Source organism: Botrimarina mediterranea (assembly GCF_007753265.1).
Classification (GTDB): Bacteria; Planctomycetota; Planctomycetia; order Pirellulales; family Lacipirellulaceae; genus Botrimarina; species Botrimarina mediterranea.
Genome location: NZ_CP036349.1, coordinates 5,088,460 through 5,109,110 on the forward strand (window position 1 = coordinate 5,088,460; position 20,651 = coordinate 5,109,110).

Sequence of the window (20,651 nt, forward strand, 5' to 3'; positions counted from 1 at the left end):
GTGACGGCCCCTCGTGATCCGCGACCCGCTGCGTTTGGCTACCTCTTGGTGGTGGAGGACGACCTCCACGGCTACACCGGCGGCCTGCTGGTCGTCTGCGACCGTGGCCGGCCGCTCGAGTTCCATTGCACCGAGCCGGTCCAGCCGAGCCGAGCGCAGCAGATCCTGTTCGGGCCGACGCTACGCGACTTCGTCTGCGGCGAGCAGATCGGCGGCGCCCTGATTGGCAAGTGCAAACTGCCGCTCTCGGTGCTGCTGGTGCTCGACGAGCCGACCGCCGGCGCCGGGCGCGCTGCGGGGGTTGAGACAATCATCCTTAACGATGAAACGCCGATCAACGCGTCGCTCCCCGAATCGCTAGCGGCGCTCGCGGACGCCATCGACCCGGCCGAGCCCTTTGATCGTGTCCGCGAAGCGATCCGCGAGGCGCAACGCCTGGTGACCGGAGGCGACGAACGTGCCGCCGCATGACGCCGACACGCCGGCGGCGAGCGTGCAGGTCACGAGCTGGTCGTGCGATGAGCTTTCGCACTGCGTTTCTAGAGACCTAAGCGATGGCTGCGTGCGGCCGCTCGCGCCAACGCGTTCGTACAACGCCGCGTCGCTGCGTGGTCGCGTGCTCGACGTGCTGTCGATGCCGCGGCCGTCGCTCGCCATCAAGACGCACGGCGCGGTGCTGCCGGAGGGTCAGGCGTGGCTCGCCGGCAAGATGTCGCCAAGCCTGCCGCGCAAGCCCCGCACCGACGCCGCGGAAGCGACCGAACGCCCAGCGCGGCGCACCCCTGTGCGACCGCCGGCGGATATGGTGAAGCTTGAGGACCGCTTGATGTGCGTCTTGCAGCCGCCGATCGAAGCGTTGTTGCGGGCCGAATCGTTACCGCTGCCGTTCGATGCGTTCCCGTACCAGATGGAGGGGGTCGCCTTCCTGTGCCCGCGGACCCACGCCGTCGTGGCGGACGAGATGGGCCTCGGCAAGACGATGCAGTCGATCACCGCCATGCGGGTGCTCGCGCATCGTGGCGAAGCGCGGCGGGTGCTGCTGGTGTGCCCCAAGCCGTTGGTGACCAACTGGCGCCGCGAGCTGCGGCTGTGGGCGCCGGAGTTGTCGGTCACGATCGTCGAAGGCTCGCCGGCGCGGCGGGAGTTCGCCTGGCGAAACGATACCTCCGTGGTCACCCTTGTCGGCTACGAAACGCTGGTGCGCGACGCGGCGATCGCGGCCGAGCGGCCGTACGACCTCGTGCTGCTCGACGAGTCGCAACGCATCAAGAACCCTGGCAGCGCAACCAGCTCCGCCGTCCGCGCTTTGGTGCGGAGCCGCAGTTGGGCGCTGACGGGGACGCCGATCGAAAACTCGCTCGATGACCTCGTGGGCATCTTCGAGTTCGTCTCGCCGGGCCTGTTACGTCCGGGCATGACGCCGCGCGCTGTCGGCGACGCGGTGCGCGACAGCGTGATCCGACGCACGAAGGACCTCGTGCTCGACGACATGCCGCCGAAGATGATCCACGACGCGTCGATCGACCTCTCGCCCGAACAGTGGGAGACCTATCAACGCGCCGAAGACGAAGGGGTCATCCGCCTCCGTGAGCTGGACGGCGCCGAGGGACGCGAGCTTACCATCCACCATGTCTTCGAGCTCGTGCTGCGACTCAAGCAGGTCTGCAACTTCGACCCCGTGACCGGCGCGAGCGCGAAGCTCGACCGACTCGAAGCCGACCTCGAAGAGTGCGTCGCCTCGGGCCGCAAGGCGATCGTCTTCAGCCAGTGGGTCGATACGGTCGAGCGGATCGCCGAGCGACTCGGCAAGTCGGGCCTGCGTTACGAGACCGAGCAGTACCACGGCCGCGTGCCGCACAAGCGCCGCGACGCGGTGCTGGATCGTTTCAAGAACGATCCCAACTGCCCCGTGCTGTTGATGAGTTACGGCGCGGGGAGCGTGGGGCTCAACTTGCAGTTCGCCAGCTATGTGTTCCTCTTCGACCGCTGGTGGAATCCGGCCGTCGAGGACCAGGCGATCAACCGCGCGCACCGCATCGGCGCCGCGGGGCCGGTGACGGTGACGCGGATGCTCGCCACCGGGACGATCGAAGACCGGATCGATCAGGTGCTGCAACAGAAGCGAGAGCTGTTCGACGAGGTCTTCCGCGACGGCGTCGGCGCCGGCTCGGCGGGGCTATCGCGCGACGAGTTGTTTGCGTTGTTTCCGCTACGCGGGCCTTCGGCGCGCGGGGCGGCGTAAGGGTTTACGGTTTCGGGTTTTGAGTCGCTGGTGATTCACTCCGGCCGCTGACGCTCACGGCTCGCCTATCGCTCACCGGCGAGCCGTGAGCGTCAGCAACCAGAGGGCGCCACGAGCGAATATTTCCTCTGCGTAACCTTTTACTCAAGCGCAAACTCTTCCATCAGATCCGTTTAGCGAAGCTCGCGACGCACAGCCGGTCGCTATTCGCTCCCCGCCCATCGCGCTTGCCATTGACAGCGCGGTAATGCTTGAGGGCCCTCCCCCCGCATGCCGCCGCCGACCGCTCGGCGCGGCCCCGCCTCCTGCGGAACCAATGGTATGAACGCCACTACGTTTCTCGTGCTGCGCACCGCGCTGACGGTCGCTGCGTTTCCTGGCATGAGCATGGCGGGGAACTGCCTGTTGAATCCGGTGACGACCTACACCAACGGCATGCCGCTGGCGTCTTCGACCTCGATGCGGAGCCACAACGTCTACTGGCAGGGGGACCCCGAGCGCATCGGTGAGTGTGACGGGCGTTACAACTGCCCCTGCCTCAACGACCTGCATTGCCGCCGGACGCCGTACATCGGCGGCACGGAGCCTCGGCTGGGCCAAGTCGAGCGGTTGCCGGACGGGATGGAGGAAGAGACCGCCGTCGTGCTAGGCGTCGTGTCAATCGACCCCACGGCGCCGCCACGTCGAGAGCTGGCGCCCTTGCCTGCCGCGCCGGCGGCGCCTGCTGCGGAGGGCGGGGTGTGGATCGACGCCCTGCAATCTTTGCAGCGGAAGATCATGATCGACCCCGAGAGAGGCTACTAGTCACCCTCCGCAGGCGGCGAAGTTTCTCTAAATTCGCCAGTCGTCACCGCCAGACCAGCCTCCTGACCGGGCGCGTCACTTTCGCTTTACCCGCGCCGATCGTCATGCCGATGACGGAGACGGGAGGGCGAAACACGGGCTCGTGTTTTGCTTCAGGACAAAGGTCGTGGCAGGTCGACGGATCGGCCTGTCACGACCTTTTTTGCTGCGCGGGCCGAAACGAATCGCGCAGAGACGCGGAGTCGCAGAGGGACCAAGTCGAGCCGGCCACGTAAGTGGTCGGAGGACTCACGCAAAGGCGCGAAGTTTGAGTTTTCACGTTGTTGGCGGCTTTGCGCCTTGGCGTGAGACTTATTGTTCAAATTCCCGCGTCTCTGCGCGAGAACTACGGTCCGCACAGCGGACCCTACAAAGTGCCGAGGATCTGCTCGGCTTCTTTGCGTTCGACGAAGATGCCCTGGTCGCTCTTGAGGGCCGACTCGAGCAGACGCTTGGCGTTGGTTTTGTCGTCGCGCACGAGGAGGATCTTGGCGAGCAGGAAGCTGCCGTCGGGGCTCAGCGCGCCGCCTTGCAGGCCTTGGCGGAGTGCGGCGGTGGCGTTGCGGGCGTCGCCGTTCTGGAACAGGACCCAGGCGAGCGTGACGTTGATGTCCGGGTTGTTCTGGTTCAGTTGTTGGTTGAGCTGAGCGAACTGCAAGGCGCGGGCCTTGGCGCCTTCGGCCTCGGACTCCAAGAGCACCAGCGAGAGCTGGTTGAGCACGTCACGGTTCATCGGCGACAGAGACAGGGCGCGCATCAGGTACTGCTCGGCCGCCTTGTTGTCGCCAGCCATCCGGGCGGTGACGCCCGACAGCAGCCAGACGCTGTCAACGTTGGTGGCGACTTCGCGAGCCTTCTTGAGCACCGTCTCGGCCTTCTGCAACTGGTTGGCCTTCACGAGGGCCTGCGCGTAGGCGATCAGCGTCGTCTGGTCTGTGCCGCTCTCGCTGAACGCCTTCTCGAACGACTGCATGGCGCGGTCCGTCTTGCCGTTGCGGCTGTACATCAGCGCCGCTGAGACGTACGGGCTAGGCAACTCCTTGTTCAGCTCCTTGGCCTTCTTGAAAGCCGCGAAGCCCTCGGCGTCTTTGGCGTCGGTCTGGAACTGGAACAGCACCTGGCCGAGCCGCTGGTAGGCGCTGGGCTCTTCGGGGTCTTGCTCGATCCACTTGCGGAGGTCGCTCTCGGCCTGCTCCCAGTCTTGGCGACGCTCGCCGATGATGGCCCGGCCGCGGTAGGCGCGGATCTCGAACTGCCGCTTGCGCTTAGCGTTGGCGTCGTAGGACTGGATCATCGAGACGGCCTTGTCGAATAGGGCGTCGGCCTCGATGGTCCGCCCGCCGGCGAGGGCCTCTTCGGCGAGCAGCAGGTAGGGCTCCGGATCACCTGCCGAGTCCTCTTGGACGGCTTGCTCAAGAGCCGGCCGCACGCCAGCGGCGTTGCCCGACAGCAATTGCAGTTTGGCCATCAGCACGCCGACGGGCGGCAGCTTCGGGTCCTTCTGCACCGCTCGCTCGAGGAACGTGCGGGCCGAGAGCTGGTCGCGGTTGCGGAACCGTTGGATCGCCTCGGCGACGTCGCTGTAGCGGGCGTCGCTGGGGTTGCTGACGCTATCACCGATGAGGGCGGCGATGTCGATCGCCCCCATCGCGCCTTCGGCGGCTTCGGGCTGGGCCTGCTGAGCGACGGCTGCCCCTGACAGGACGAGGGCGGCGAAGCCCGCCGCAGCAGCGACGCGGAGCGGGAAGAAAACTCGGCTGACAGCGGACATGGGGTCCTCTTGAGGCAAGCCCTGGAAGGGTCGGGTGCTATCGCATGAAAAGTGATGGGATGCCGAGACTTAGGGCGGCTTCCGCCACCTAAGTCGCCGGTCGGCAGGACGGAGTTCCCCCCGTCTGGTGGTCACAGCTTACCGCAAGGTTGGACTTCGGGCACGGTGGTGGAACGGGCATTGCACATGAAAAGCCCGCCGCAGGGCGTATCGGCTGCCGAGTCGAGCGGTTATGCGGAGTTGGCAACCTCTCCAGGGGGGTGGCTAAATCCAGCGTTGACCCTGCCTTCAAATTGCGATAAACTTTTGTTCCACAAGTAGTTACGACACAAAGCAGGGCCCATCGGCCCCGCCGACGCTTGCGACGCAGCCGCGAGGCATGCGCTGAACCGTCCCCCCTCCGCCACACCGCCCGCCAGGGTGCGAGAGTGCGGGAGGGTCCGCCAGTTTGGCAGGTGAGCCTGGAGCTCCCTCCGCTACCGCAATCCCAGCGTCGCCTCCCTCTCCCCGCACACCGCTACTTAGTCCAGGCTCGCCATGGAGCTGCTCGAACGCATCTGGGAAACCCTCGGCACGATCATCAACGCGGTCCTCGGCCGCTTTGAACGGACCGTGACGGGCATCTTCGGCTCGGCCAACGCCCGCAACCTGCGGAAGCTGGACCCGAAAGTCGCGGCGATCAACGCCCTGGCGCCAAAGTACGCGGCGATGAGCGACGAGGAGCTGCGCGAGCAGACAGTGCTCTTCCGCAAGCGGCTGGAGCAAGGCGAGACGCTCGATGACCTGCTGGTCGAAGCGTTCGCCGTCTGCCGCGAGGCGGGCACGCGGTTCCTCGGCATGAAGCACTACGACGTGCAGCTGATCGGCGGCATGATCCTCCACTCGGGCGCCATCGCCGAGATGGTGACCGGTGAGGGCAAGACCCTCACCGCGACGCTGCCGGCGTATCTGAACGCGCTCGCCGGGAGCGTTCACGTCGTCACGGTGAACGACTACTTGGCCCGCCGCGACATGGAGTGGATGGGCCCGCTGTTCACGAACCTTGGCCTCACCGTCGGCGCGATCTACTCGGGGATGGAGCCCGACGAGCGTCAGGACGCCTACGCCTGCGACATCACCTACGGCACGAACAACGAGTTCGGCTTCGACTACCTGCGTGACAACATGCGTGTGGCGGCGCTCGGCGACGACCGCTTCCCGAAGCACGCGCAGCAGGCGCAAGGGAGGTTGCATTACGCGATCGTTGACGAGGTGGACAACATCCTCATCGACGAGGCGCGGACGCCGCTGATCATCTCGGGCCCGGCCCAAGACGACGTCACGAAGTACCAGAAAGCCGACCGCGTCGCCCGCGCGCTGAAGCCCGGCCTGCACTTCGAGGTTAAAGAGAAAGAGCACACGGCCAACCTCACCGAGGAAGGCGTCCGCGAGGCGGAGAAGCTCGCCGGCGTCGAGAGCTTCTACACGGCCGGCAACATGCAATGGCCGCACCTGATCGACAACTCGCTCAAGGCCCACCACCTCTACAAGCGCGACGTGAACTACGTTGTCGCCGACGGCCGCGTGGTGATCGTCGACGAGCACACGGGCCGCCTGATGGAAGGCCGCCAGTGGTCCGACGGCTTGCACCAGGCGGTCGAGGCCAAAGAAGGCGTCCAGATCAAGCAGGAGAACCAGACCCTCGCCACGATCACGCTGCAGAACTTCTTCAAGCAGTACAAGAAGCTCAGCGGCATGACGGGCACCGCCCTCACCGAGGCCGGAGAGTTCTGGCAGATCTACAAGCTCGACGTCATCGGCATCCCCACCAACCGGCCGATGCAACGCATCGAGTTCCCGGACGTGATCTACGGGACCGAAAAGGAGAAGTTCGAAGCGCTCGCCGACGAGATCGAGCGCGTCAACAAGCACACGACCGTCGAGCTGAAGAACGGCGAGTGGTTCATCGGCACGCTGATCAAGGAAACGGATACCGAGGTTGAGCTTCAGCTCGCCGCGAAGAAAGAGACCAAGACTTTTGAGAAGTCGAAGGTCAAGCACGTCCAGCTCCCCGGTCGGCCGATCCTCGTCGGCACCGTGTCGATCGAGAAGTCGGAACGGCTGTCGCGGCTACTCGAGCAACGCGGCGTCAAGCACGAGCTGCTCAACGCCAAGCAGCACAAGCGCGAGGCGGAGATCGTCTCGCAGGCCGGCCGGCTGGGCGTCGTCACGATCGCCACAAACATGGCGGGCCGTGGCACCGACATCGTCTTGGGAGGCAACCCCGAGACCATGGCGTGGGCCCGCCTGCAAGAGAAGTACGCCTCGCGCCTCGACGTGCCGAACGAAGAGTGGGACGAACTGGTCAAGTCGATCGACCAAGAGTTCGGCATGAAGACGCAGGGCAAGGAAGTCAAAGAGCTGGGCGGCCTCTACATCATCGGCACCGAACGCCACGAGGCGCGCCGCATCGACCTCCAGCTCCGCGGCCGTTCGGGCCGGCAGGGCGACCCCGGTTCGAGCCGGTTCTTCCTGTCGCTCGAAGACGACCTGCTGCGAATCTTCTTCGGCGATTGGGTCCGCAAGATGATGCAGTCGCTCGGCCTCAAGGACGGCGAGCCGATCGAGTCGGGCATGGTCCAACGCCGCATCGAAGGCGCTCAGAAGAAGCGCGAGGAGATGAACTTCGAGGCGCGGAAGAGCCTGCTCGAGTACGACGAGGTCATGAACTCGCAGCGGCAGCGCGTCTACGGCTACCGCCAGCAGATCCTCGACGGCGCCAACACCCGCGGCCTGCTGCTGGACATGATCCACGAGCAGATCGACCAGCGCCTCGACGTGCTGCTCGACGCGAAGTACGGCATCGAGTCGTTCTCCGCCGGCGCCGGCAAGGCGTTCGGCGTCGAGCTCGACCCGCGTGACTTCCGTAACCTGTCGTTCGAAGAGGCCGACCGCCTCGCCCACGACGAGGCCGAACGCCAAGCCGAGGCGCAGATCTTCGACGCCATCGAAGAGAACCTGCCGGCCGACGACGAGGCGGAATGGAACTGGGACGCGATCACCAAGTGGGCCAACGCCCGGTTCGGCCTCAACCTGCGTGACCGCGACCTCAAGAAGGTCGGCCGCGATCACCTCTCGACCGAACTGATCGAACGGGCCAACGAAGCGCTCGCCAAGGTCGATCTGTCGGGCGGCGAGCCGCTGCTGAAGCCGAGCTTCGGCGTTGATTCGGCGTGCGCCTGGATGCGCGACAAGTTCGGCGTGCTGCTCGACCCGGCGGAGCTCGCCCCGCTGGAGCCGGACCAGATCAAGCAGGTCGCTCACGAGCGTACCGAGCAGGCCTACGACGCCCGCGAGGCGGAGTACCCGGTCCTGGCGGCGATGTACCGCTTCGGCGCCAAGCAACAGACGCTCGACCGCGACGGGTTGGTCGATTGGTCGTCGCGCCGCTTCGGCGTCAACGTCTCGTTGGACGACCTCAAGAGCAAGCAACGCGAAGAGATCCGCCAGCAGCTCATCGAGTACAGCCGCGAGTCGAACGCCCATGCGGCGAAGGTCGCGGCGGACGCGCAGAGCCGCGTCGAGATGCTGTTCAAGTCGGCCGACTCGAAGGCGACGCTGGCGTCGATCGGCGGCGCCGAGGAGAAGCTCACCGAGTTCGCCGCTTGGCTCGAGAACGAGACGGGGGACGCGCTCGACACGGCGGCCTTCGCCAAGCTCACCCGCGCCGAAGCGACGCGCCTCGTGGACCGGATGGTCGAGGACCGCTACCGCCCCGAGATGCGTCGCATGGAGCGGCAGCTGTTGCTGCAAGTGCTCGATCAGGGTTGGAAGGAACACCTGCTGGCGATGGACCACCTGCGGTCGAGCGTCGGCCTGCGGGGCTACGCGCAAGTCGACCCGAAGGTCGAGTACAAGCGCGAAGGCATGCGGATGTTCGAGCAGATGTGGGACTCGGTCGGGGCCTACGTCACCGACCTGGTGTTCCGCATGGAGCAGCTCAACGAGGACTTCGTGTCGAACACCTGGGCCGAGGCGACCGCCAAGCACGAGTCGGCCAGCACGCTCAGCGAAGCCGCGAGCCAACAAGAGCAGCAGGCCGACCCGGACGACCCGACGCAGTCGCAGTCCGACGCCAAGCCCGAGCCGATCCGCAACCGCGACCAAAAAGTCGGCCGCAATGACCCGTGCCCCTGCGGCAGCGGGAAGAAGTACAAGCAGTGCTGCTTGCGGGCGGGGTCGGGTTCTGCTGCCTGAGGAAGGGAGCCGCAGATGGACGCAGATGAACACGGATGGCTTTCGCCTGAGAAAGCCAGACGACTAAGAAGAACAAATTACTTCCTATGCTTCATCTGCATCCTGCAAGGCCTCCTCGCTTGGAACGCTAGCCATTCGAAGTGGGAAGCGCTCGAGCGCCAGCGGCAATTTTACGAACAGCAGCAGCCCGTCTCTGTCCCACCAGCTGAGAATCTTCAGCCCGTCCCGCGCATCGACTTGCCGATCACCTGATATTCCGTCCTGTTAGACATCCGCGTTTATCTGCGTCCATCTGCGGCTCCTTCCTGAAATAGAGACAGCCGACCATGCCGATGCGATTCCGCCTTGCGACGCTGCTAACGATTGGGCCTCTGCTGGCGCTTGTCGTCGCCCTGGCTTCGTGGGTGATTGTTCTGCGGGCACAGTTGGTGGAGTTGGAGCAGCGCGTCACGGTGCTCGAATTGACGCCGCCACTGACTACAATGGCCGGAGACTACTCCGACGTAGGCGTCCATATCGACGTTGACCGGGCGATGCAATTGGACAACCTCTACGGCGCACCGCAGGTGAGAAGATGACTCCGACGAATCCGCCTGCCGACTCTACCGGCGTCGCCGTATCGGCCTTGCTCCCTCGTGACGAGATGATCGCGATCATCGAAGGGCAGCCGGCGGATAGTTCCTACGACGAGCTGTTGCGGGAACTCATCGCCGCCCGTGCCGTTGAGCGGGGCTTGGCGGATGTCGATGCGGGGCGGACGGTGAGCCACGAGGACGCGGTGGCGAGGGTCCGGTCGTGGCGAAAGTAGTCTGGTCCGAGGAAGCCCTCGACTGGATGCAGCTGATTGATAGCTACCTGGGAGAAGTTAGTCCTCAGGCAGCCGTCCGCACTCTCGAAGGGATTCTCCAGCAAGTCGAGATGCTCGGCGATCATCCTCGGATCGGCGGTCGCTTGCCGAAGTGGGACCCGCGCGAAGTGCGGTCCAAGCTCTACGGCAAGTACCAGATCATTTACGAAGTGGATGCGGATGACGGTGTTCGGGTGCTAGCCGTTATTCATGGCGCCATGGATATTCGTCGGATGCGGTTCTAGTCGACCGCGAATCGCTCTTCTCTCCGCCGCGGTGATTCTGCTACGAATCGTCTGTTGCGCTGCGCTTCGGTCGCGCGGGCGCGTCTTCGCCGATGGAGTGGCGTTATGTCCTTCTCTCGCTATCGCCTTTCGGCCGGCGTCCTTGCCGTGGGGCCGGCCCTGATCCTGTTCACTGGCTGCTCGGGCGGGGCGCCCACCGAAGGCGCCACGCAAGCCGCCGCGACGCCCGCGCCAGCAGCCGCGGCGCCATCGGCAACGCCGGCGGCTACGAGCGTCAGCAAGCCGGTCGCCGGCGCCGCGGCCCGTCCGGCGACGCCTAGCGTCGACCGCTACGCCAACTCGGCGCCCGCCGCGCCCGCCGCGAAGCCCGCCGTCGATTTTGATGGCGACGCGTTCAAGGCGGCCGTCGCCAACCAATCGGTTGTCGGCGATCGTTACTCGCGCTAAGTCGGTCGGAGGAGAGGGAATGTCTCGCCTGACGCGCTGGTCACTCAACGCCGCTTACGCCGGGGCGATCGCGGCGGCATCACCCGCCATCGCTTGGTCGGCGTGGCGAACCGGCAAGTACCGCGAAGGGTACGCCGAGAAGCTGCTGGGCCGTGTCCCCGTGCGGACGGGCGACCGGTCCTGCGTGTGGCTGCATGCGGTGAGCGTCGGCGAGGTGAACCTGCTCGGCGTGCTGATCGCCGAGCTGCGGCAGCGCCATCCCGATTGGGAGATCGTCGTCTCGACGACAACGAAGACGGGTTACGAACTCGCGCGGAAGAAGTACGGCGCCGCTCATACGGTGTTCTACTGCCCGCTCGATTTCTCATGGGCGGTGGACGAAGCGATGCGGCGTGTCCGGCCCGATCTGCTGCTGCTCGCCGAGCTCGAGCTGTGGCCCAACCTGATCGACGCCGCCAAGCGACACGGCGCGAAGGTCGCCATCGTCAACGGCCGGCTCAGCGAGAACAGCTACAACGGTTACCGCAAGGTGCGGCCGCTGGTGCAGCGGGCGCTGCGATCGGTGGACCTGCTTGCGATCCAAGACGTGCCGACGCGCGAGCGGTTTATCGACCTCGGCGCGAAGCGGCGCAACACGCACGTCACGGGGTCGCTCAAGTACGACGGGGCGGAGACGAATCGGGGCAACGCCCGGACGCGGGAACTGAAGCGCCTTGCCGGGTTCGGCGCGACCGAGACGGTGTGGCTCGCGGGGAGCACGCAGGCGCCAGAAGAAGCGATCTGTTTGCGGGTTTTCCGTGAGGCGATCGAGGAACACCCCGAGCTACGCCTCGTGCTCGTCCCCCGCCACCCCGAGCGCTTCGATGAGGTCGCCCGCCTGCTAAACGAGAGCGGTCTGGATTGGAAACGTCGCAGCCAACTGAATCCCTCGTCCCCCGTCCCTAGCCCCTCGATCCTTCTGATCGATACCGTCGGCGAACTCGGCGCGTGGTGGGGCACGGCCGACCTCGGCTTCGTCGGCGGCAGCCTCGGCAGCCGTGGCGGCCAGAACATGATCGAGCCCGCCGCCTACGGCGTGGCGACTTGCTTCGGCCCGAACACGAAAAACTTCCGCGACATCGTGGCCTCGCTCCTCAACGCCGACGGCGCGCGCGTCGTCGAGAACGAAGCGGCGCTGGAAGCGTTCGTCAATGCCTGCCTAGAGATGCCCGAAGAAGCGAAGGCGCTGGGCGAACGCGCCAGGGCGCTCGTCTCGACGCAACTCGGCGCCACAGCACGGACCGCCGATGCGATCGACAAACTGATGGGCGTAGCGGCGGCGCGGCAGCGAATGGCGGCATAGGGGAATGACGAAATCCGAATGACGAATGACGAACCTGCCGGTGGGTACATGCCGCCACCGGCAGGTTCGTCATTCGTCATTCGGATTTCGTCATTCTTGCTTCGCGCTTCGTCATTCCACCACATGCTCATGATCCCGGATATGGTCCGGGCAATAGCAGCACTGCCCCGCGCATTGTGAGCAGTAGCGGAAGGACGCCTTGGGCGCCATCGCGCTGGTGAGGCCGCAGACGCGGCACTCGTGGGCGACCTTCTCGGGCGCCTTGAGCGTCTTCGCTTTGTGTTGCATCCGGCGGTGGCCGTACTTGGCGTCTCGCCAGATATCGCGGCCGAAGAAGACCACGAAGTTGAAGACCGCGGCGAGCACCATCAGGCGGTCTGGCCACGTCCCCAAGACGAGCGTCAACAGATAGAAGAACCACTGGATCCGCGCTAGCCACTTGATCTTCACCGGCAGGATGAAGAACAGCATCATCTCGAAGTCAGGAAAGAGCCGGGCGAACGCCAGGAACATGCTCCCGTAGACGTACTCGTAAGTGAACGCGCCGGCGCCCGGCTGGATCGCCTCGGTGAGGAACGCAGCCGCGATGGTGGCGACGTAGCCGAGCAGCAAGAAGACGTTGAGACGGAAGGCGCCCCAGACGTTCTCGAGCGTCGTGCCGATCAGGTAGAAGAGATAGAAGTAGAAGAGGATCAGCAGCGGCCACTGCGAGAGCGGCGCGAGGAACGGGAACGTCGCCAGCCGCCACCACTCGCCGGCGAGCACCTCCGTGGGGATCAGCGACAGCCGCTCCGCGATCCGCATCCCGCGTCCGTTGTCCGCCAGCGGGCCCGCGTACTGGGCGAAGTAGACCATCACCTGGCCGAGAAGGAACCAGAGCGTGATATTCGGCAGGGCGTAGGGCCCCAGCCTCTTCTCCAGCCGGTTCAGAAGACTCATGCAGCGACGCGGGTTAGTGGGAAGCCGAAAGGAGACCCCAGCGTAACGGCGTGGGGGTGGGGGGCAAAGACGGCGAGCGTAGGCGAGCCGGGAGCGTCAGCGCCCGGAGCGCGCCGGGTACCCGCAACCCTCCGGGCGCTGACGCTGACGGCTCGCCTCAGGGCTCGCTGTCCGTCGCCCGCTGGGGCCTCTACAATCTTCGCATGGCCATCATCGAGATCCGCGGTTTGCGGAAGTCTTACCGCGTCTATCAAAAGCAGGAGGGGCTGCTCGCCTCGTTCCAGGGGTTGTTCCACCGTGAGTTCCGCGAAGTGGAGGCGGTCCGCGGCATCGACCTCGACGTCGAGGCGGGGGAGTTCGTCGCGTTCCTAGGCCCCAACGGCGCCGGCAAGACGACAACCCTCAAGCTACTGTCGGGAGTCATCAGTCCCACGGACGGCAAGGCGACCGTCATGGGCTTCACGCCGTGGGAGCGGGCCAACGAGTACCGCCGGCGGTTCGCGCTGGTGATGGGTCAGAAGAACCAGCTGTGGTGGGACCTGCCCGCGGCCGAGTCGTTCCGGCTCCATCAGCAGATCTACCGCTTGCCGCCCGACGAGTACGAGCGGACGACCGCCGAACTGACCGACCTCCTGGACGTGACGAAGCTCTTGAACCAGCCGGTGCGTGAACTGTCGCTCGGCGAGCGGATGAAGATGGAGCTGATCGCGGCGTTGCTGCACCGACCCGAGGTGCTGTTCCTTGACGAGCCGACGATCGGCCTCGACGTCGTCGCGCAGCACAACATCCAACAGTTCCTCAAGCACTATCAAGAAGAACGCGGAACGACGGTGCTGCTCACCAGCCACTACATGAAGGACATCGCCGCGCTGTGCCGACGGGTGGTGATCATCGCGCATGGACGGCTGATGTACGACGGGTCGCTGGCGGGGATCGTCGATCGGTTTAGCGGACATAAGGTCCTGACATTGCAGTTCGCCGATGATCAGATGCCGACCGACCTCGAGCGTTTTGGCGAATTGCTTACCGCCGAACCGCCGAAGGCGCGGATCAAGGTCGAGCGCGAGAAGATCGCCGCGGTGCTGTCGAGCGTGCTGGGGAGCTACCAGGTCGCCGACGTGAGCGTCGAAGACCCACCGCTGGAAGAAGTGATCGCGGAGATGTTCGCGACGGCGACGGATGTCAGCAACTCGCAAGAGTTGGCGAAGGTGTAACCGCCAAGACGCCAGGAGCGCCAGGGATCGCCAGGGTTAAAGGGCCCAGGGTTTGAAGGACAAAGCGTAAGGAAGTATGGAAACTACCCCCCTCCGAGCCCGTGATATTCTTGGTCCCGGGGGGGCGATCGCGCGGCGGCTGTCCAATTACGAGGACCGGCCGGAGCAGTTGGCGATGGCCGAGGCGGTGGAGGATGCGATTCGGCGGAAGCGGCATCTGATTGCCGAGGCGGGGACGGGCGTCGGAAAGAGCTTTGCCTATCTCGCGCCGGCGATTCTCGCCGCGACGGAGAACCAAGGCGAGCCGCAACCGCAGGCTTCCGCCAATGGCTCGGAGAAGCCGAAGAAGCAGCGTCGCGTTGTGATCTCGACGCACACCATCGCCTTGCAAGAGCAGCTGATCGCTAAGGACCTGCCGCTGTTGAACGCGGTCATCCCGCGGGAGTTCTCGGCGGTGTTGGTAAAAGGGCGGCGCAATTACGTCTCGCTACGGCGCCTCGACGCGGCCATGAACCGCGCCGGGACGCTGTTTGATCGGGACGAGCAGATTGCCGATTTGCGTGAGCTCAAGAAATGGTCGGCGGAGACCGGCGACGGCTCGCTGGCGGACCTTGCCCGTGCGCCCGACCCGGGCGTTTGGGACGAGGTGCAGAGCGACAGCAGCAATTGTCTGGGGCGCCGCTGCCCGACCTACGCCAAGTGCCACTACTACGCCGCCCGGCGGCGGATGCAGAACGCCCAGGTGCTGGTGGTCAACCACGCCCTCTTGTTCAGCGACATCGCGCTAAGGCAACAGGGGGCGAGTCTGCTGCCCGACTACGACATCGTCGTCCTCGACGAAGCGCACACGGTCGAAGCCGTCGCGGGTGATCACTTGGGGCTCGGCGTCTCGGCGGGGCAGGTCGAGTATTTACTCAACCGACTGTACAACGACCGCACGCAGAAGGGCTTGCTCGTTGGACCGAAACTATTTGAAGCACAACAGCAGGTCGACAATTGCCGGGCGGCGGCGGACGAGTTCTTCGGCGCGTTGTGGGAGTGGGGCGCACGGCAAGGGCCGCCCAATGGCCGCGTCAACAAGGCGGAGATTGTGGACGCCACGTTCGGCGCCGAGTTGCTCGTGCTCGCCCGCCGGCTAAAGCACGCGGCCGACAGCATCAAGAACGACGTCGAGCGGCAGGACTACATCGCCGCACACGACCGCCTCAACGGCCTCGCCGGCGCGATCGAGTCGTGGCGGACGCAGGCCGACGACGGCGCCGTCTATTGGATGGAGGCCCGCACGTCGCGCCGCGGCCAGCCGCGCGTGTCGCTCGGCGCGGCGCCGCTCGATATCGGCCCGGCGTTGCGTGAGCAGCTCTTCGATACGGTCTCGACGGTGGTGCTGACGAGCGCGACGCTTGCCGTCGGGGCGAGTAAGGGCGAGAGCCGAGTCAACCCGACCCTGGCCGGAGCGGGCGCCCGGGGCCCCGAGGTCGGGACGACTCGGCTCTCGGGTGACTCTCGCTTTGAGTTCTTTCAGTCGCGCATCGGTTTAACCCAGTGCGAGACGATCCAACTCGGGAGCCCTTTCAACTACGCCGAGCAGGCGCGGTTGGTGACACATGCCGACATGCCCGACCCGACGAAGGATCGCACCGCCTACGAGCGCGCCTGCGTGCGCCGCATCGAGCAACACGTCGCCGAGACTGACGGCCGGGCGTTCGTGCTGTTCACGAGCTACGAGCATCTGCGCCGCACCGCTAGCGCGTTGACGCCGTTCCTCGCCGAGTGGAACCTGCGGCTGTTGTCGCAAGCGGACGGCGTGCCGCGCAGCCAGATGGTCGAGGAGTTCAAGGCGAACCCGCGCAGCGTGCTGCTTGGGACCGACAGCTTCTGGCAAGGCGTCGATGTTCCTGGCGACGCCCTACAGATGGTGATCATCACCAAGCTGCCGTTCAGCGTCCCCGACAGGCCACTCCTGGAGGCCCGCCTCGAAGCGATCCGCGCCTCGGGAGGCAATCCCTTCAACGACTACCAACTCCCCGAGGCGGTGCTGAAGTTCAAGCAGGGTTTCGGCCGGCTGATCCGCACGAAGCGCGACCGCGGGACCGTTGTGGTGCTCGACCCGCGGATCGAGACGAAGTCGTACGGCCGTCTTTTCCTCGAAAGCCTGCCGGATTGCCGGCGCGAGAGCGGCGCCGCGTTGAAAGCCCGGTGAGCGGCGACTAGTTTCGAGGGGTGTTTTCGTGCTTCCCCCTGAGCCCGCCCCCCGATGCTGCCTCGATCGATCGCTGTACTTCTGGCTATCGTCGCTTGCCAGAGCCCTGCTCTGACGGCTGATAGCGAGTCGCCGAAGTCTCATGTTCGTGTCAATTTGGTCGGGTACCTGCCAGCGGACACGAAGGTCGCCGTCGTCTTCTCCCACGAGCGTGTCGAAGACGGCTTCGCTGTCGTCCACTCAGAGACTGGCGCATCCGTCTACGAGGGCAAGCTCGCTTCGTCTCCAGCACCGGGTTGGGGGAAGTTCGAACATTACTACGTCGCCGACTTTTCGAAGGTCACGGCGGAGGGTAACTACGAATTGCGGCTCGACTCGGGCGCCAGGTCAACAAGCTTTCGCATCGGCGACGACGCTTACGGCAACCATCAAGCCGACCTGCTGCTATTCATGCGGCAGCAGCGGTGCGGTTACAACCCGTACCTCGACATGGCGTGTCATCGACTCGACGGCCGCACGGCATACGGGCCACGGCCGGCGGAGTCGTTCATCGACGCCTCGGGCGGCTGGCACGACGCCGGGGACCAACTCAAGTACCTCATCACCAGCAGCTTCGCCACCGCCGCGATGCTGTTGGCGTACGAACTTGAGCCCGACAAGTTCGGCGACATCGTCGATGACATGGGGCGCCCGCGCGCGAACGGAATCGCGGACGTGCTCGACGAGGCCAAGTGGGGGCTCGACTGGATGCTCAAGCTCCATCCAACGCCCGATGAGCTCTACCACCAAGTCGCCGACGACCGCGACCACAACGGTTGGAAGTGGCCCAACGACGACTCGTCGGATTACGGCTGGGGGCCTAATAGCTACCGGGTCGCCTACGCCGCCGATGGTAAGCCGCAAGGCCTCGCCAAGTATCAGAGCAAATCGACCGGTATGGCGAACCTCGCCGGACGTTACGCGGCCGCGATGACGATGGCGGCGCGGATCTGGCGGACCGAGCTCGGCGATCATGTCTATGCGGCCCGCTGCCTGCAAGCGGCGAAGGAAGTTTACTCGCTCGGCAAGCGGCACGAGGGCTTCCAGCAGGGCAACTCCTACGGCGCGCCGTATCGCTACGAAGAGGACACGTGGGCCGACGACATGGAGTGGGGCGCCGCCGAGCTCTTTAAAGCAACGGGCGAAGTCGACTATCTCGACGACGCAAAGCGATACGCCGAGATCATCGGCGACACGTCGTGGATGCCGCTCGAGAAAGCAGGGCACTACCAGATGTACCCTTTCATCAATATCGGGCACTTTGCGCTCTATCCGCTTGTGGATAAGGAATTCCAAGGGAAGCTCGCCGGCTATTACCGCTCGGGTATCGACGCCACCGTCGCCCGGGCGGAGCAGAACGCCTTCGGTATTGGCGTGCCGTTCATCTGGTGCTCGAACAACCTAGCGACCGCCCTTGCAACACAAGTCTTGTTGTACGAACAAATGACGGGCGACAGGCAGCACCATGACCACCTGCTCGCGCAGCGAGACTGGCTATTGGGGCGCAACCCATGGGGAACTTCGATGTTCACCGGCATCCCGCGCGACGGCGAGCGGCCGATCGATGTGCACACGAGCCTGTGGAAGCTCGGCAAGATGGACGTGCCGGGCGGCCTCGTCGACGGTCCCGTCTACGCGGAGGTCTACAACTCGCTGAAGGGGTTGCACCTCGAGAACCCCGACGAGTTCGCCGAGTTCCAGAACGATTTCGTCGTCTACCATGACGACATCGGCGACTACTCGACCAACGAGCCAACGATGGATGGCACCGCCGGCGCCGTCTATTTGATGGCTCACTTCGGCACGCCCGACCCGACCTCGCCGCGACGCAGCGCGAGGCAAAAGCAACTCTCGATGTCGGAAGGTGGCGTTGTCCGCGGGCCGCGCGATGAGAAAAGACTGGCGATGGTTTTTACCGGCGGCTCGTACGGCGAAGGCGCCGTGACGATTCTCGACGCGCTGGAGAATCGGGGGCTGCGTGGTTCGTTCTTCGTAACGGGCGACTATCTCGCCATGGCCGATCAGGCGCCGATCCTGCGGCGGATGATCGATGGCGGCCACTATCTCGGCCCGCATTCGCACGCCCACTTGCTCTACGCCCCATGGGAAGACCGCAGCAGATCTCTCGTCACTGAGCGTGAGTTCAAAGAAGACCTCGAAGCGAATCTCGCCGAGTTGCGTAAGCTTGGCGCCTGCCAAACTTCGCCCGTCTACTTCATTCCGCCCTACGAGTACTACATCGATCAGCATTCGAAGTGGTCCGGCGAGATGGGCTGTGTGCTCTTCAACTTCACCCCCGGCAGCGGCTCGAACCGTGACTGGGCGCCCGAAAGCCACAGGTCATTCCGCCCCTCGAAGCAGATCGCCCAAGAGATCCTCGACTTTGAAGCGCGCGAACCCGACGGCCTCAACGGGTTCCTACTGCTGTTGCACCTTGGCAGCGATCGCAAGGACAAGATGCCGCCGCACGTCGGCCCGCTACTCGACGAGCTGATCGCCCGGGGGTATGCGTTCGCCCGCGTGGACGAGTTGCTCGGCAGCCCGCAAGCCGCCACGCCATGAGTCCTACGCTTCGTTACTCGTCGTCGGAGCCGATCGACGCCAGCCAGTTTATCGACGTGCTCGAGCGATCGGGGCTCGCCGCACGGCGTCCTGTGGACAGCCTCGCCACGATCGAAGGGATGCTCCGCGGCGCGAGCATTCTTGTCACCGTTTGGGACGTTGAACACTTGGTGGGCGTCAGTCGGGCGATCAGTGATTTCTCGTACTGCACGTACCTCTCCGACCTGGCCGTCGATGTCGCCTACCAGAAGCAAGGCATCGGCAAAGAACTGATCCGCCTCACGCACGAAGCGGCGGGGCCGAAGAGCTCGCTGATCCTCCTCGCCGCGCCGGCGGCGGTGGATTACTATCCACGCATCGGCATGACGCAACATAAGTCCTGCTGGACCCTGCCCCGCTGGGGCTGATCCTTTGCTGCGCAAACACCTCCATGCTCGCCGCCCGTGTGATTCCCTGCCTCGACGTGGACCGTGGTCGCGTTGTTAAAGGCACGAACTTCGTCAACCTCCGCGACGCGGGCGACCCCGTCGATGTCGCCAAGCGCTATGAGGCGGAGGGCGCCGACGAGCTGGTGTTCCTCGACATCACCGCCAGCCACGAGAGCCGCGACATCACGGCCGACATGGTCCGCAAGGTGGCCGAGGAGTGCTTCATGCCGTTCACCGTCGGCGGCGGTATCCGCACGCTCGACGACGTGCGGCGGTTGATCCAAGCCGGCGCCGAGAAGGTGAGCATCAACTCGGCCGCGGTCCACACGCCAGAACTGATTACCGAAGTGTCGCGGGCATTCGGCGCCTGCGCGACGGTCGTCAACATCGACCCGAAAAGAGTACGGAGGGACGGGGGACGGGGGACGGGGGACGAGGAGTTTTGGGAGGTGTTTGTTTCCGGTGGGCGCAAGCCGACGGGGCTGGAGGCGGTTGCTTGGGCTCAGGAGGTCGAGCGGCTCGGCGCCGGCGAGATCGTCCTCACCTGCATGGACGCCGACGGCACGAAGGACGGCTACGACCTCGAGATCACCCGCGCCGTCGCCGAAGCGGTGCGGATCCCGGTGGTCGCCAGCGGCGGCGCCGGCAAGCCCGAGCACCTCGCCGACGCGATCCTCGAAGGCAAAGCGTCGGCGGCTTTGGCGGCGAGCATCTTCCACTTCGGCGAGTACACAATCGCCGAGACGAAGCGCCTGATGGCGGACCGCGGCGTACCGGTGCGGATGCTGGCTTAGTTGAAAGTCTCGCGCAGAGACGCGGAGACGCAGAGGAGGTCAGTCGGCCTTCGCAACGTTGGCTTGCTTGATGCGTTCCTCCAGCCAGTGAGGCAAGCAAACATGAGCCAAGGCTGGACATCCGACATCGGCTCCAGTGTAGGAGATGAATCCTTCACTCTCCTGCCTGACATTGTGAAACGCTTCCCACGGGATGAAGAGTGGTGGATGCCCACACCGAAATATCCACAAGATGGAGATCCCTAATCCTTTGTCACAATCACAAAAGGCCAAACATGATCTGTAGTAGATCGAGCCAATCTTAGCGGAACGCATCCAATAACTTTTACCTTCCGGTGGGAACTCTTCGCGGTATCGTTGAGCCAGTGCAGACCACCCGCCTAAAGCTGAGCCAATGTAGGAAACTAAGATCCATAAGCAGATAAATAGCGGCAAGAAGAGAAAGAGCAAGAAAGTCTGTGGGCCTTCTGCATTCGCAAGAAGCATCGAAATTCCTTTCAGC

16 protein-coding genes are annotated in these 20,651 nt (G+C 64.8%); 14 read left to right on the forward strand and 2 right to left on the reverse strand.

All coding sequences use genetic code 11. From position 1 onward, the window contains the following. From Spa11_RS19560 to Spa11_RS19570, 3 genes are all read left to right on the forward strand, one after another. Entirely contained in the window at positions 1 to 471 is a 471-nt protein-coding gene (locus Spa11_RS19560; RefSeq protein WP_145115764.1) for a hypothetical protein, read from the forward strand. Next, positions 458 to 2,242: a DEAD/DEAH box helicase gene (locus tag Spa11_RS19565; protein WP_231933046.1), complete on the forward strand. Its 1,785-nt coding sequence runs from the start codon at positions 458 to 460 to the stop codon at positions 2,240 to 2,242. The genes Spa11_RS19560 and Spa11_RS19565 overlap by 14 nt, the downstream gene beginning before the upstream one ends. 321 nt (positions 2,243 to 2,563) lie before the next feature. Further along, a complete protein-coding gene (locus tag Spa11_RS19570; protein ID WP_145115768.1) occupies positions 2,564 to 3,046 on the forward strand; it encodes a hypothetical protein in 483 nt (160 codons plus the stop codon). Between the two features lie 406 nt (positions 3,047 to 3,452). Here Spa11_RS19570 and Spa11_RS19575 read toward each other — a convergent pair whose 3' ends face one another. Continuing rightward, positions 3,453 to 4,856 (reverse strand): tetratricopeptide repeat protein, encoded by a 1,404-nt coding sequence (locus Spa11_RS19575; RefSeq protein ID WP_145115772.1) that lies wholly within the window; start codon positions 4,854 to 4,856, stop codon positions 3,453 to 3,455. A gap of 537 nt (positions 4,857 to 5,393) precedes the next feature. Here Spa11_RS19575 and secA point away from each other — a divergent pair. From secA to Spa11_RS19605, 6 genes are all read left to right on the forward strand, one after another. Beyond that, positions 5,394 to 9,092, forward strand: a complete 3,699-nt coding sequence (secA, locus tag Spa11_RS19580; protein WP_145115777.1) for a preprotein translocase subunit SecA — start codon at positions 5,394 to 5,396, stop codon at positions 9,090 to 9,092. A gap of 332 nt (positions 9,093 to 9,424) precedes the next feature. Next, the gene (locus Spa11_RS19585) at positions 9,425 to 9,670 is read left to right on the forward strand and encodes a hypothetical protein (RefSeq protein WP_145115781.1); all 246 of its coding nucleotides are present in this window, start codon (positions 9,425 to 9,427) and stop codon (positions 9,668 to 9,670) included. Then, positions 9,667 to 9,900 carry a hypothetical protein gene (locus tag Spa11_RS19590; protein ID WP_145115785.1) on the forward strand — a complete coding sequence of 78 codons (234 nt, stop codon included), beginning with the start codon at positions 9,667 to 9,669 and terminating at the stop codon, positions 9,898 to 9,900. The genes Spa11_RS19585 and Spa11_RS19590 overlap by 4 nt, the downstream gene beginning before the upstream one ends. Next, complete coding sequence (locus Spa11_RS19595; protein WP_145115788.1) at positions 9,888 to 10,184, forward strand: type II toxin-antitoxin system RelE/ParE family toxin; 297 nt, start codon at positions 9,888 to 9,890, stop codon at positions 10,182 to 10,184. The genes Spa11_RS19590 and Spa11_RS19595 overlap by 13 nt, the downstream gene beginning before the upstream one ends. Before the next feature lie 105 nt (positions 10,185 to 10,289). Then, positions 10,290 to 10,631, forward strand: coding sequence for a hypothetical protein (locus Spa11_RS19600; protein WP_145115791.1), 342 nt, complete (start codon positions 10,290 to 10,292; stop codon positions 10,629 to 10,631). Positions 10,632 to 10,650: 19 nt separating this feature from the next. After that, positions 10,651 to 11,973 (forward strand): 3-deoxy-D-manno-octulosonic acid transferase, encoded by a 1,323-nt coding sequence (locus Spa11_RS19605; protein ID WP_197529527.1) that lies wholly within the window; start codon positions 10,651 to 10,653, stop codon positions 11,971 to 11,973. A 111-nt stretch (positions 11,974 to 12,084) separates the two neighbouring features. On the opposite strand, the gene Spa11_RS19610 is transcribed toward Spa11_RS19605, so the two are convergent. Beyond that, complete coding sequence (locus Spa11_RS19610; protein WP_145115799.1) at positions 12,085 to 12,912, reverse strand: protein transport protein sec23; 828 nt, start codon at positions 12,910 to 12,912, stop codon at positions 12,085 to 12,087. A 203-nt stretch (positions 12,913 to 13,115) separates the two neighbouring features. Between Spa11_RS19610 and Spa11_RS19615 the strand changes: the two genes are divergently transcribed. From Spa11_RS19615 to hisF, 5 genes are all read left to right on the forward strand, one after another. Continuing rightward, complete coding sequence (locus tag Spa11_RS19615; RefSeq protein ID WP_145115803.1) at positions 13,116 to 14,126, forward strand: ABC transporter ATP-binding protein; 1,011 nt, start codon at positions 13,116 to 13,118, stop codon at positions 14,124 to 14,126. A gap of 76 nt (positions 14,127 to 14,202) precedes the next feature. Continuing rightward, the gene (locus Spa11_RS19620) at positions 14,203 to 16,326 is read left to right on the forward strand and encodes an ATP-dependent DNA helicase (RefSeq protein ID WP_231933047.1); all 2,124 of its coding nucleotides are present in this window, start codon (positions 14,203 to 14,205) and stop codon (positions 16,324 to 16,326) included. A gap of 54 nt (positions 16,327 to 16,380) precedes the next feature. Next, complete coding sequence (locus Spa11_RS19625) at positions 16,381 to 18,927, forward strand: glycoside hydrolase family 9 protein (RefSeq protein ID WP_197529528.1); 2,547 nt, start codon at positions 16,381 to 16,383, stop codon at positions 18,925 to 18,927. Beyond that, positions 18,924 to 19,334, forward strand: coding sequence for a GNAT family N-acetyltransferase (locus Spa11_RS19630; RefSeq protein WP_145115807.1), 411 nt, complete (start codon positions 18,924 to 18,926; stop codon positions 19,332 to 19,334). The genes Spa11_RS19625 and Spa11_RS19630 overlap by 4 nt, the downstream gene beginning before the upstream one ends. Before the next feature lie 23 nt (positions 19,335 to 19,357). Continuing rightward, a complete protein-coding gene (gene hisF, locus Spa11_RS19635) occupies positions 19,358 to 20,149 on the forward strand; it encodes an imidazole glycerol phosphate synthase subunit HisF (protein ID WP_145115812.1) in 792 nt (263 codons plus the stop codon). The last annotated feature ends 502 nt before the right edge of the window (positions 20,150 to 20,651 follow it).